This window comes from Mycobacterium sp. E802 (assembly GCF_001666875.1).
Taxonomy (GTDB): Bacteria; Actinomycetota; Actinomycetes; order Mycobacteriales; family Mycobacteriaceae; genus Mycobacterium.
On record NZ_LZJD01000015.1, the window covers coordinates 78,645 to 91,955 of the forward strand.

12 protein-coding genes are annotated in these 13,311 nt (G+C 65.8%); 3 read left to right on the plus strand and 9 right to left on the minus strand.

Annotated features, from left to right (window positions below; genetic code table 11):
* Positions 1 to 75: 75 nt before the first annotated feature.
* Entirely contained in the window at positions 76 to 795 is a 720-nt protein-coding gene (locus A5699_RS02610; protein WP_076238752.1) for a TetR/AcrR family transcriptional regulator, read from the plus strand.
* A gap of 354 nt (positions 796 to 1,149) precedes the next feature.
* Complete coding sequence (locus A5699_RS02615) at positions 1,150 to 1,995, plus strand: mycofactocin-coupled SDR family oxidoreductase (RefSeq protein WP_067764906.1); 846 nt, start codon at positions 1,150 to 1,152, stop codon at positions 1,993 to 1,995.
* Between the two features lie 10 nt (positions 1,996 to 2,005).
* On the opposite strand, the gene A5699_RS02620 is transcribed toward A5699_RS02615, so the two are convergent.
* Positions 2,006 to 2,812, minus strand: coding sequence for an SDR family NAD(P)-dependent oxidoreductase (locus tag A5699_RS02620; RefSeq protein ID WP_067764910.1), 807 nt, complete (start codon positions 2,810 to 2,812; stop codon positions 2,006 to 2,008).
* Between the two features lie 27 nt (positions 2,813 to 2,839).
* On the opposite strand from A5699_RS02620, the gene A5699_RS02625 reads away from it, so the two are divergent.
* Positions 2,840 to 4,111 (plus strand): hypothetical protein, encoded by a 1,272-nt coding sequence (locus A5699_RS02625; protein WP_231965541.1) that lies wholly within the window; start codon positions 2,840 to 2,842, stop codon positions 4,109 to 4,111.
* Between the two features lie 8 nt (positions 4,112 to 4,119).
* Here the strand turns inward: A5699_RS02625 and A5699_RS02630 are convergent, their stop codons facing one another.
* Genes A5699_RS02630 through A5699_RS02665 form a run of 8 tightly spaced genes read right to left on the minus strand, consistent with a single transcriptional unit; the run spans position 4,120 to position 13,249 of the window.
* Positions 4,120 to 6,546, minus strand: a complete 2,427-nt coding sequence (locus A5699_RS02630) for a CaiB/BaiF CoA-transferase family protein (protein WP_067764916.1) — start codon at positions 6,544 to 6,546, stop codon at positions 4,120 to 4,122.
* Between the two features lie 4 nt (positions 6,547 to 6,550).
* Positions 6,551 to 7,513, minus strand: a complete 963-nt coding sequence (locus tag A5699_RS02635; protein ID WP_067765061.1) for an enoyl-CoA hydratase/isomerase family protein — start codon at positions 7,511 to 7,513, stop codon at positions 6,551 to 6,553.
* Positions 7,510 to 8,667 carry a Xaa-Pro peptidase family protein gene (locus tag A5699_RS02640; RefSeq protein ID WP_231965542.1) on the minus strand — a complete coding sequence of 386 codons (1,158 nt, stop codon included), beginning with the start codon at positions 8,665 to 8,667 and terminating at the stop codon, positions 7,510 to 7,512. The genes A5699_RS02635 and A5699_RS02640 overlap by 4 nt, the downstream gene beginning before the upstream one ends.
* A gap of 14 nt (positions 8,668 to 8,681) precedes the next feature.
* Positions 8,682 to 9,944 (minus strand): Xaa-Pro peptidase family protein, encoded by a 1,263-nt coding sequence (locus tag A5699_RS02645; protein WP_067764919.1) that lies wholly within the window; start codon positions 9,942 to 9,944, stop codon positions 8,682 to 8,684.
* A complete protein-coding gene (locus tag A5699_RS02650; RefSeq protein WP_067764922.1) occupies positions 9,941 to 11,113 on the minus strand; it encodes an amidohydrolase family protein in 1,173 nt (390 codons plus the stop codon). The genes A5699_RS02645 and A5699_RS02650 overlap by 4 nt, the downstream gene beginning before the upstream one ends.
* A 37-nt stretch (positions 11,114 to 11,150) precedes the next feature.
* A complete protein-coding gene (locus A5699_RS02655; RefSeq protein ID WP_067764925.1) occupies positions 11,151 to 12,383 on the minus strand; it encodes a cytochrome P450 in 1,233 nt (410 codons plus the stop codon).
* 9 nt (positions 12,384 to 12,392) lie between these two features.
* The gene (locus A5699_RS02660; RefSeq protein WP_067764928.1) at positions 12,393 to 12,587 is read right to left on the minus strand and encodes a ferredoxin; all 195 of its coding nucleotides are present in this window, start codon (positions 12,585 to 12,587) and stop codon (positions 12,393 to 12,395) included.
* Positions 12,584 to 13,249, minus strand: a complete 666-nt coding sequence (locus tag A5699_RS02665; RefSeq protein ID WP_231965543.1) for a TetR family transcriptional regulator — start codon at positions 13,247 to 13,249, stop codon at positions 12,584 to 12,586. Before A5699_RS02665 ends, A5699_RS02660 begins: the two co-directional genes overlap by 4 nt.
* Positions 13,250 to 13,311 lie beyond the last annotated feature (62 nt).

Sequence of the window (13,311 nt, forward strand, 5' to 3'; positions counted from 1 at the left end):
CGATGAGAATACTATTCTCTCAGTGCGAAAGTTACAATCTCCAACACATTGGCCGCGAGGGGGTCTGGGACCACAATGGCAAGGCGTTCTCCGGTACAGTCAGTTCATGTTCTCCCCACTCGACAAGCGTCGGACCAGCCAGTGACTACCGCTGGCGAAGAACCAGCTTGGAAGCAGCGCGCTGTCGAGCGGTCGATCAAAACCGCCAAGTTGCGGGCTGCGCAGCGCGTGCAGCGGTTCCTCGACGCCGCCCAGGCGATCATCATCGAAAAGGGCAGCACCGACTTCACCGTGCAGGAGGTCGTGGACCGCTCCCGGCAGTCGTTGCGCAGCTTCTACCTGCAGTTCGACGGCAAACACGAGCTTCTCCTGGCACTGTTCGAGGATGCGCTGAGCCGATCGGCCGACCAGATCCGGGCCGCCACCTCCACGCAGGATGAGCCGATCGAACGGCTCAAGGTCGCCATTCAATTGCTCTTCGAATCGTCGCGCCCTGACCCGGCCGCCAAACGTCCGCTGTTCACCGACTTCGCCCCGCGCCTGCTGGTGTCGCATCCGTCAGAGGTGAAGGTGGCCCATGCGCCGCTGCTGGCCCTGCTCACCGAGCTCATGGTGGAAGCTTCCGACGCCGGCCAGCTCCGCCCCGGAATCAACCCGCGACGCATGGCCGCCATGACCATGCAGACGGTGATGTTCGTCGCGCAGTCCAGCGGCGGAGCCGACGAGGCCTCCGTCCACCCGATCACCGCCGATGAAGTGTGGGACTTCGTGGCCAACGGCTTCGTCGCAGGCTAGCCGAGAACAGCGTTCTCTAGCAGTCAGAAGTACCTTCGCCCGGCGCTGTGTGCCGGATCTCATACCGGCCGCCGCCGACCTGATCGCGCCGGTTTTCCCGTTTGCATATCGCACGCACGGGCGCCATCGATGCACTCCGCACCGACGACGCGCCCCGCATCGCGACCGGGGTTCGGACCGTCGCACACTCTCCTGAGCTCGCCTCGCCGAGAACATCATTCTTCTAAGCGGAGAGTACAAATTGCTCGGACCGCATCTGTCGTTGACACGGCGGGCGGCCCGGTGACAGAGTGCTGAGCAGCTGCACAGATTTCGCCGAACGTAGCTGCTCACGAATACCGAACTGGGGTAACAATGACTGGACGGGTGGAAGGCAAGGTCGCGTTCGTCACGGGCGCTGCTCGTGGCCAGGGACGTAGCCATGCGATACGGCTGGCCCAAGAGGGCGCCGACATCATCGCGATCGACATCTGCGGACCGATCCGGCCCGGCGTGGAGACCGCCATCCCGGCCTCCACCTCTGACGACCTGGCCGAGACCGCGAACCTGATCAAGGGCCTCAACCGTCGGGTGGTTACCGCAGAGGTGGACGTGCGCGACGCCGACGCGGTCAAGGCCGCCGTGGACAGCGGGGTCGAGCAGCTCGGTCGCCTCGACATCATCGTGGCGAACGCCGGCATCGGAAACGGCGGGGACGTCCTGCACGAAACCAGCCAGCTGGACTGGGACGAGATGATCGACATCAATCTCTCCGGCGTCTGGAAGTCGGTGAAAGCCGGTGTGCCGCATCTGATCGCAGGTGGCCGCGGCGGGTCGATCATCCTGACCAGCTCGGTGGGTGGCCTCAAGGCGTACCCGCACTGCGGCAACTATGTCGCCGCCAAGCACGGTGTCGTCGGCCTGATGCGCGGCTTCGCCGTCGAACTCGGCCAGCACAACATCCGTTGTAACAGCGTGCATCCCACGCACGTGGCCACCCCGATGTTGCACAACGACGGCACGTTCAAGATGTTCCGGCCCGACCTGGAGAACCCGGGCCCCGACGACATGGCGCCGATCTGCCAGCTGTTCCACACCCTGCCCATCCCGTGGGTCGAGGCGGTGGACATCAGCAACGCCGTGCTGTTCCTGGCCTCGGACGAGGCTCGTTACGTCACCGGCGTGACCCTGCCGGTGGACGCTGGAAGCTGCCTCAAGTAGGCCCGGATCCCTAGCCTGGGCCGAGTGTTGCGGCACCGGACTGCGGGTGGCGGTACCAGCCACCCGCAGCCCGTGTGCCTCCGTCCACATGGATCGTCTGCCCGGTGATGTAACTCGACAGGCTGGAAGCCAGAAAGACTGCGGTCCCGGCGATTTCGTCGACGTGACCGGCCCGCCCCAGCGGTATCGCGTCGGCGATGCCTTCCGGCAACCCGTCCGGAGACAAGGCCAACAGCCCCTCGGTGACGGTGAGATCAGGCGCGATCGCGTTGACCCGGATGTTGTGCGGCGCAAGCTCGAACGACGCGGTCTGGGTGTAGTTGATGACGCCGGCCTTGGCCGCGGCGTAGGCAGCGTAGCCCGGTGCGGCCCGCACTCCTTCGATCGACGTGAGATTGATGATGCTGCCGGATGATCCTTCTGCGACCAACTGGCGCGCCACCCGCTGTGTGCACAACAGCACATGGCGCAAGTTGCTCTTATACAACGCATCCCAGCCATTCTCGGTGGTCTCCAGCAGCGGTGAGGAGAACACGCCACCGGCGTTGTTGACCAGGACGCGCACGGTGCCCAACTCCGCAATCGTCTGCACCAGCGCGGCATCCACCTGCTCGGCGTCACGTACGTCGGTGACGATACCCAGACAACCGATCGAATCGGCGGCCTCTGCGCAGGTGTCCGGGTTACGCTCCCAGATCGCCACGGAGGCACCGAAGGCGGCCAGGCCGGCGGCAACTCCCCGGCCGATCCCGGTGCCGCCGCCGGTGACCACGGCCACCTGTCCGGTGAGCAGAATGTCAGAAGGGTTGATAGCCATGGTTGTCGAGGTTAGATGCAACGCTGGGTGACCGGGGACGCTACCGGGCTTGAATTTCCCGCTGATCCCGAAGCCCTGCGGATTGCCGGCCCGGATTTCCTGACCACGGCGCTGCACGCCTTCGGCGTTCTCCCACAACGTAACCAGGTCGTCGCGGTCACCCGGTTCGAGGAATGCTCGGGCGGGAGCACCGGACGCAAGGCCCTCGTGGATGTCCGCTACGCCGATCCCGCTGACGGATTGCCCACCGAACTCTTCGTCAAGTTCTCCCGCGACTTCGACAACGCCCGCCGGGATCGAGGCAAGACGCAGATGGAACTCGAAACAGCATTCGGAGCGCTGTCGGCTCGCACGGCACTGCCGATCAGGGTGCCGCTGTGTCTGTTCGCCGACTATCACCAGGCCTCAAGCACTGGGGTGCTGGTGACCGAGCGAATCGCCTTCGGCTCCACCGGCATCGAACCCCACTACGACAAGTGCCTCGACTACCGAATGCCCGACGCGCTCGGCCACTACCGGGCGCTGCTCACGTCGGTCGCCCGTCTGGCTGGAGCACACCACGGCGGTGAGCTGCCCGAAGCCGTGGCCGACATGTTTCGATACGACGCCGCCAAGGTCGCCGTCGGCACCCGGGTGCGTCGCTCCCCCGCCGATCTGACCGCGCAGGTCCGCCGATTGGCCGCCTTCGCTGTGCGGTATCCGGCGCTACTGCCTGCAGTGGCCCGGCGGGCCGAGTTCATAGACCGCGTGCTCACCGATGTGGTCCGGATCGACGCGGCCGAAGATGCCGTGATGGCCTGGCTCCACGCGACCGACGAGCAGGTGGCGCTGTGTCACTGGAATGCCAATGTCGACAACGCCTGGTTCTGGACCGAACCACACGGCACGACGGCCTGCGGTCTGATGGACTGGGGTTGTATCAGCGTGATGAATGTCGCGATGGCCCTGTGGGGTTCGTTGTGCAGCGCCGAGACCGGCATGTGGGAAGACCACCTTGACGAGCTGCTCGCCCACTTCGCCACCGAGTTCCACGCAGCCGGTGGGCAGGGACTCGACGTGAACCTGCTCCGCCAACAGCTCGTGCTCTACGCCGCGGTGATGGGCGTGGCGTGGCTGCTCGACGTGCCCACGCATCTGCGGGCCGTGCTGCCTGATCGCAACCTCGACCGCTTCGACCCGGTGATCGCCGAGAGCGAGGCGATACGATCACCGCTGCTCATGTTGAACAACGTTCTGCACCTCTGGGCCACCGAGGATTTCGGTGCCCTCCTCGACGCGCTCGCGTATCGGCGGCGCTGAAACACCGCTCAGCGAGCTGCTTTTCGGCGTCCACCGACGCCGGGCTCGGTACCGATCACGCCGTCGGAGGCGAGTGCGGCGATCTCGTCGCCCGACAGACCCAGCTCGGTCAGCAGTTCGTGGTTGTGCTCACCCAGCAGCGGTGCGGCGTGGCGGTGCAGCTCCCGCGGCCCATTGGCGAGGCACACGGGCAACGTGCTGTGCGGAGCCGGGTTGTTCACCGGATGTCCGACATGCTCGAAGAACCTACGGAAGCGCAACTGCGGCACGTCAAGTTGCCGGTGCGGCTGCATCACCTTGGCCACCGGGATACCGGCGGGCCACAGCGCCTCGACGATCTCGTCACCGCTGCGGGGCAGGCACCAGGCCGCCAATCTCTCGTCGATCACATCGTGGCGGGCACGTCGTCCGGCGGCGGTGCCCAACTCCGGATCCGTCGCCCAGTCCGGCTGCCCGATCGCGGCACACAACGCCTGCCACTGGGCGTCGTCGCTCACCGCAATGGCGACCCAGCTGTCCGCCCGGCCGAACTCGTCGATGTCGGCGCACCGGTAGATGTTCTGCGGGGCTGCGGCCGGACCGCGGTTGCCATCGCGCTGCAGCAGTGCACCGTAGGCCGAGTACTCGATGACCTGTTCGGCGGCAATGTTGAGCGCAGCGTCGACCATCGCGGCCTCCACCAGCACGGCCTCGCCAGTGCGGCGGCGGTGCTCCAGCGCCAACATCAGCGCCGAAAGCGCATGTACCCCGGCGTTGGGATCGCCGACCGAATACGGTTCGAACGGCGCGCGGTCGGGATAACCGGTGAGCCAACTCAATCCGGACGCGTCCTCGATGATGTACGCGAAGGCCGGGTTGTCGCGCCACGGGCCGTCCAGTCCGAAACCGGGCATCCGCACCATCACGATGTCCTCGCGGAGGGCACGCACCGATTCGAAGTCGAGCCCGATCTGGTCGATCACCCGGGGAGTGAAGTTTTCCACCACCACGTCGCAGGTCGCGATCAACCGCCGCAGCAGGTCTCGGCCCGCCTCGGTTTGGAAGTCCAGGGTCAGGCTCTTCTTGTTGGTGTTGAGCGCACTGAAGATCGGTGAGCGCTCCCACCACTGTTCGACACTGGCCGGGATGCCCGCGATCAACCGGGTGCCGTCCGGCCGCGGCGTCGACTCCAGGTGGATGATCTCCGCGCCGAGCATGCCGAGCGCATGCGTGCACGACGGCCCCGCCCAGAACGTCGTCATGTCGAGCACCCGCAGCCCACTGAACGGCAGCCGATCTTTGGCGGGCGTGCCGGCCGGGACGGCGCGGGGCACTCGTTCGGCAGCCCGGGCCTCTTCGGTGTGCTCGCCGAGCCTTGGCGCCGGTGCGGGACCGCTCAACGTGACGCCGGAGAGCCGGTACGGCGCTGCGGGCTGGATGAATCCCTGCCCCGGGTTGCGGACGAACGCCTGACGCTCGACGAAATGGTCCATGGCCGTGACATTTTCGCCGTTGCCCACCGGCGAGTTGGGGATCCGAAATGCCGAAGCCAACTCTCGGACATCGTCGACCTTCTGCTCACGCAACCAGCTGTACAGCTCGTCGGCATGCAAGTTGGCCTGCTCGGTGATCGTCAGCTCCGACGTCTCGTCGATCCATTCGTCGTGGCCGGACATCGCACACAGATCCCACCACTGCTGGGCAGTGCCACAACCCAGCGCCACGAGACCATCGGCGGCTTCGGCCACGCCGGGAACTGTGGGCCTGCGCTCCGTGCGCCACGGTCGGCCCAACATCTCGAAGTAGGTCACGGGATAGTACGTCAGGCCGAGGATCTGGGCCTCGAGCGCGGACAGATCCACCAGCTCGCCGACGCCGTCACGCAGCGCACGGGCCCGAAATGCCAGCGTCATCGCCGCCGCATACGCACCGGTCAACCAATCCCCAACCTGACCACCGATCGACACCGGCGCCCGATCCTGCACGCCGCGGCCGATGCCGATCGCTCCACCCGACCACGCCTGCAGGGTGAACTCGGTGGCGGCCCGACCACTCCACGGACCGTCCAGCCCGAAGGGGGTGATCGTGGTGACGATCAGATGCGGATACCGCCGGAACAGGTCCTCGGGCGCGAGGCGCTGTGCGACAGCCGATTCCGGCGACCAGATCACCGCGTCAGCCGTGGCCACCAGGCTCTCGAGCAGCTGTGCGTCGTCGTGGTCATCGGGGTCGACGACCACGCTGCGTTTGCCACCGGCCAGGAAGGTGAACAGGGCGCCGTCCTCGTCGGGCCCGACCCGGGAGCCTGAGGCCGACCAGCGGCGCAACGGATCGCCCTCGGGTGCTTCGACTTTGATCACTTCGGCGCCGCCGTCGGCGAGGATCTTCGTGGCGTAGGCCCCCGCGATCCCCGACGACAGATCGATCACGGTGTAGCCGTCAAGTGGTGCGCTCATGTGTCTATTCGGGTTTGGCCCGGTTCTTCTTGGACAACCGGAACTCGGGTGGGAACTTGCTGTCGTTGTCGTTGACCGCGGCCGAGAGTCCGGAATCGATCGACTCGAACATGTCCAGGTCGTCGTCGCTGTCGTTCGCCACACCGTTGCCCATGGACTCGAAGAACGCGCTCAGCAGACTGCCCATGTACTCACCCTGCTGTTGCTTGAACACCTCGAAGAAGAGCTTCTGCTGGAACACGGTGTCTACCGGGCGGTTCCGGGCACAGGCCAGGGCGTACTTGGCCACCTCTGTCTCCAGTTGATCGCGAGGCACGACCTTGTTCAGGAAGTTGCAGTCATACATCTCGGCGGCGGTGAAGGGCCGGCCGGTGAACACCATCTCCTGGAACTTGCGCAGGCCCATCATCTGCACCCAGGTCCACATGCGTGGTCCCCAACCGTGGTACCGGAACGACGGATGGCCGAACAGCGCGTCCTCGCTGGAGATCACCAGATCGGCGTCGGCGCACTGGTAGAAGTGCCAGCCGTAGCAGTAGCCCTTGGCCTCGACGATGCTGATCTTCTTGAAGTCCTGCAGGGCGCGGTTGCCGGCCTGCGAATTGGCGTACCAGGCGGAGATGGTGGCACCGTTGCGGAAGGTGCCCTTCGGCGGGTAGGTCACCTCGCCGACACCGTCATCCTCCAGCCGCAACTCGGCCAGCCGCACCGCCGGATTGTCATTGCCCTCCATGAACTCCGGCAGGTCCGCGCCACTGCCGAGGTTGTCACCCACCCCACGGATGATCACCACCTTGACGTCGTTGTCGGCGTTGGCGGCCCGTAACACGTCGGCGTAACGCAGCCGGGCCATCGACGTCGGCGCGTTGAGGAACTCCGGCCGGTTGAACGTGATGGTGGCGATCTTGGTCTTGGGATCCTTGTCGTAGAGGATGATCTCCTCAGGTGTGGGGCGGGTGTCGGTCATGACGCCGACCATGTCGCCGCGTCGGACAACACCTCGGGGCCCCGGTCGGTGATCAGCACCGCATCGCGGGTGAAGACCGAGCCCACACCCTTCTCCCACACGTGCGCAGTAACGGCCAAAACCATTCCTTCCTCAAGTCGCTCACTGTCAACGGTCGCCTGGAGTTGCGGCGTCACCACCGGTGGATCGAAGCCGAGACCCAGTCCATGCGCCACCGGCATCGGTGGAACCGGCTCCCCGGCCTCGGCGTACGCACGGAGCAGGGCTGCGGCGCTCGCCCCGGGCCGGCAGGCATCGACTAGCTTGTCCCACAGGGCATCCCGACGCGAGTACAGCGCCTGCACGGCGGCCGAGTCGGCAATCTCACCGACCGGCCACGTGCGGGCCACCTCGCCCACATAGCCGCCGGCCAGCACACCGGCCGACACGGCCACCAGGTCGCCGTCGCGTAACCGGCCGTCGCCCGCGGAACGGCGGAACGGGCTGTCCTTCGACGTGATCCACGCCGAGTCCTGCGTGGCCGGGGTGCTGATACCACCGGCGGCTTCGCATTCCATCAGCGCCCCGGCCAGGTTGCGCTCGGTGTTGCCGGGCGCCACCGCGGCGACCGCAGAGGCCAGTCCGTGCTCGGCGATTCGCAGCGCGGTGCGCAGCGCCTCGATCTCCTCGGGCGTTTTGATACGCCGTGCCGCGCGCATCGCCGGTTCGGCGTCGACGAGGTCGGCGGCGGGAAAAGCCATCGGCAGCAGCGTGGCGAAAGTCGGTGTCAGCGCATCGGTTCCGACCCGCGTGAACGTATCGGCCCCCGGTATACCCTGCAGCACGCCGATCAACGTCATCGGGTTCCAGCACAGACCGTAGAGGTTCTCGTGCGGAATCTCCTCCGGGATGCCTTCATCCCACGTGCTGTTCAGGTACAGCGCACCGGTGTCGCGGGCCAGGCTGCAGATCGGGCCGAACGGTCGGGTGCCGGCCACCCACAGCTGCGGGGCACCGCTGACGTATCGGACGTTGGCCTGGCGTCCCAACACCAGGATGTCCAGGTCGTCGGCCGCCATCTGCGCCAGCACCCGTTCCCGGCGCCCGGTGCGCAGGGCAGGTGAATCGGGGGTGACGTCGAAATTCGCGTCGATGTTGGGGGTTTGGATACTCACGTGTTCGCTCCCGCTCACCGATACGGGTCGTAGGGGTAGTCGGTCAACGGCATCCACCCTTCTTCGGTGATCACCACGATCTCTTCACCGCGGTAGCCACCGGTTCCGTCCTCCCACACGACCGGTTCGAGCACCAGCAGCATGCCGGCCGGGAACACGAAGTTGTCGTCGAACTCCTGTCCGAGGTCGGTGCCGATCATCGGCATCTCGGCGGCGTTGGAGCCGATGCCATGGCCGATGTAGAAGTGCGGCAACCACGGCTTGTGTCCGCCGGCGGCGGCAATGGCGGCGCGGGCCAGATCTCCGTTGGTGGCACCCGCTTTGGTGACGGCGAGGACCGCGGCGAGGATGTCGCGCCATTGGTGGAACTGGGCCTGCTGCCGTTCGGTGGGCTCCTGCCCCACCACCCAGGTGCGGCCGAAGTCAGAACAATATCCTCGGTAGGTGATCGACACGTCGGTCCACAGCACGTCGCCCTGTTTGAGTTCACGTTCGGTGGACAACAGCGGCAGCGCCAGATCGCCGTGCGTGGTCCATGCACCTTCGGCCTTGCTGGCCGGCATCACCTGCCAGATCGCCTCGAGCATGCTGGCCGTCGCGCCGAGTTCGAAGGCGCGGCGCAGGAAGTGTGCCGACAGGTCGGTCTGCCGCACGCCCGGAGCCAACGACTTCTGCACGTCCACCATGGCTTCTTCGGTGATCCGGCAAGCCCGACGGACCGCGGCGATCTGATCGGGAGTTTTGACCAACTTGGCCGCGCCCACCACCGGTGCGGCGTCCGTCGGTGGGGTCGCGAACAGCCGATCGCCGGCGCGGCGCATCGCCCCGGTCAGCTCATCGACGGCGAAGGACGCCCCGGCCGGCACCAGACTGGCCAGTATCCGGCGGAAATGCTCCACGCCCTCGTCGAATTCGAGGAACAACGGCGGATGGAGATGGTCGTCGGGCAGGTCGGTCTCCAGCGGGGCGCCCTCACGTGCCGGCAGGAACAGGTGTGGGTATTCGTCGTCGGCCAAGACCACGGCGATCGGACGCTCGACATGCGAGAGGCCGGCATCCAGAAGGGGCCAGCTCGCGCCGGTGGCATACACGACGTTGCCGTTGCCGAGCAGCACCAGGACGTCGACACCGTGCTGCCGCATGGCATCACGAAGACGCACCCCAACCTCACGGCGCATCCGGCCGAGATCGGGCTCGTCGGGAATGTCCATCCAGCTCAAACCGGACCGGACGATCGTGGTCACCCCCGAGCGCGTCGCCGTCGTCGGCGTCGTCATACCAATCCCAGGAACTTCTGGACGTTGGTGGAGACGATCTTGACGGCGTTGTCCGGACCGACGGCCTCCACGACGGTGGCCAGCGACTTCTCCGAATACCCGAACGTGCTCTCGTTGTGCGGGTAATCGCTGGACCACATCACGTTGTCGACGCCGATCTCGTCGATCAGGCGAAGCCCCAGCGGGTCGACCATGAACGAGGCCGACATGTGCTTGTCCCAGTAGTGCCGGACATCGTGCTGCAGTTCGTGGTTGAACATGTGCCGGTAGGAGGCCAGCATATGCTCGGCGTCCTGCAAAGCCGTGGGCACCCAGGCGATTCCACCCTCGAACCACCCGATCTTGAGCGTGGGATGGCGATCGAGAATGCCGGAGAAGACGTACTTGGCGAACTGCTCCCGGAACGAGTCGACGTTGACCATCATGCCGACGACGACGCTGTTGTTCTGACATGGTGTCTTGGGCGGGGTTTCGCCGATGTGGTGGCTGACCGGGATTCCCGACGCCTCGATCTCGTCCCACACCGCATCCATGTCGGTGCTGCCGTAGTCGTAAATGTTGCCCTCGTCGTCCTTACCCGGGTTCAGCGGCAGCAGGAACGTCTTGAGGCCCAGCGACTTCAACTCCTCGAGTGTGCTGCGCGCCCCTTTGGGGTCCCACCAGTTGATCAGCCCGACGCCGTAGAAATGGCCGTTCGACTGCTCCTGCAAGGCGGCGATGTGCTCGTTGTAGATCCGGAACACCCGCTCGCGCAACGCCTTGTCCGGGTAGTGGAACAGGGCGAGCACCGCGTTCGGGAAGGCCAGCTCCTTGTCGATGCCGTCCTCTTTGAGTTCTCGGATGCGTGCGGCGATGTTGTTGGACGCCGCCCCGGCGAGGTCGTCGTACTGCATCAGCACGCGGCCGAAATCGCCACCGGTCCAGGCCTTGCCCTTCATGCCGACCATGTAGGCGCCGTCCTCGTACCAGATTCGCGGCGCGGCGCCCTTGAGCTCCTCGGGGAAGCGCTCGTAGAAGATGTCGTCGGCCACCGAGATGTGGTTGTCGGCGGAAAAGATCTCGGTGCCTCTGGGAAGACCGGTCAAACCGTCGGCCGATGCATGCCCTTTGCGGTTCTTGGGGGCACCGAAACCTTCTGGTGGATAGAGCGTTTGAGTCGCGGTAGACATTTCACATCTCCATTCGGGCTGTGGGCTGAAAGTCAGGTCACCAGGTGACGGGAAGCTCGTAGACGCCGTAGGCGAGGCGGTCATGCTTGAAGGGGACCTCGTCGAACGGGATGGCCAAAGCCAGGGTCGGGATGCGACGCAACAGCGTGTGGAAGACGATCTGCAGTTCGGCGCGTGCCAGCTGCTGGCCGACGCACTGGTGACGGCCGTACCCGAAGCCCAGCTGCTGGCCGGCGTCCCGACTCAGGTCGAGCTTGTCCGGTTCTGGGTAGGCCTTGGCGTCCCAGTTGGCCGGGGCCAGGTCGATGATGATGCCCTCGCCGGCGCGGATGGTCTCGCCACCGACCTCGATGTCCTCGATCGCGACCCGGCGCTGACCGGTCTGGATGATCGACAGGTACCGCATCAGCTCCTCGACCGCGTTGGCGATCACCTTGGGATCCTCGGCGTTGCGCAGGAAGTCGGCCTGTTCTGGGTTTTCCAGCAGGGCCAGGATCCCGATGCCGATCATGTTGGCCGTCGTCTCGTGCCCGGCGATCAACAGACCGGTGCCCAGCTGCGCGGCCTCCTTGACGCTGATCTCGCCCGCCGTGACCCGTTCGGCCAGGTCCGACACGGCGTCCTCGGAGGGATGGGCCTGCTTCTCCTCCACAAGGTTGATCAAGTACTGGTGCAGGCTCATCGCGCCCTTCTGCATGGCGTCGGCAGCTGCGTACCGGGCCAGGCCGGCATTGGCGTGCTCCTGGAAGAACTCGTGGTCTTCGTAAGGCACACCGAGCATTTCGCTGATCACCACGGTGGGCACGGGCAATGCCAGTCCGGCCACGATGTCAGCCGGCTTGGGCCCGGCCAGCATCTTGTCGATGCACTCGTCGGTGACCTTCTGGATCGCCGGGCGCAGGCCCTCGACCCGCTTGAAGGTGAACGGCTTGGACAGCATCCGGCGGAACCGGGTGTGCTCTTCGGCGTCGGAGGTGAACACCGAGCGTGGCCGCTTGTCGACCGTGGACAGCATGTGCTCGTTCCAGTGCGGGAAACCCGAGCGACGGTCGTCGACGCTGACCCGAGAATCGGCGAACAGCGTGCGCGCCTCCTCGTGACCGGTGATCAGCCACGGGGTGTCACCGTTCCAAATGCGTACCCGGGACAGGCCTTTGACCTTGCCCATGTCCAACATCTGTGGCGGCGGGGCGAACGGGCAGGCCGCCGCGCGCTCCATCGGGTAGTCCGGGATGTCGGTGGCGGTGGTGTCGGTAAGGGTTTCAGACATGGGTGGGTGTCATTCCTCGATCTCGATGGCCAGGGCTGGGCAGGCCGCTGCGGCGCGGCGGGCATTGTCGGCTTGGTCGGGTCCGGGGGTGGGCTCGAGCAGCACGACGACGCCGTCCTCGTCGCGCTGGTCGAACACCTCGCCGGCATTCAGCACACACTGTCCTGACGAGACGCACTTGTCCTGGTTGACAGTGACTTTCATACGCGGTCGCTTTCTCGTGTAACCGGTGCCAACCACAGACCGACGATGGCGTCGATCAGGCCCGAGGCGGCACGTTGCCAGGACGGCCTGGGCAAGGTGTCACCTTGAGCCATGGCACGTTCTCGATCGGCACAGCTGTGCATCAACAGGTTGCGCGCCATGATGTTGCGCTCCACGCGAACCTCGTCGGGCAGTTCGGGTAGGCAGTTCTTCATTCCCTCGATGACCTGGACCAGCGATGCCGAACTCAGGGCGTCGCGCACCACGATGTCGTGGTAGGCCGGGTCGGTCATCACCTGCGCGGCGAACCGGGCATACCACGTCGGGTTGCCCAGAGCCGCAAGGTGTTCGGTGAGCGGCTGCACCAGGCACGCCACCCAGTCGCGCAATTGGGAGGACCCGGCGGTGTCGGCGACCATCTGCTGTCGCAGGCACTCGATCGGTCCACGGTGCTTGTGTTCGATCGCGCGGACCAGATCGGTCTTGGTGCCGAAGTGATAACCGACCGCGGCGTTGTTGCCCTGCCCGGCCGCCTCACTCACCTGACGGTTAGAGACGGCGAACACGCCGTGCTCGGCATAGAGCCGCTCGGCCGCCTTGAGGATCGCCTCCTGGGTGCCGAGGGCCCGGTCGGCCCGCGCAGTCCGGCTGGCTGTCGTCACCGTTACAGTCAACGCCTCTCCTGTAATTAAGTCAAGCAGTTGATTTAATCTGTGTGCGGAGC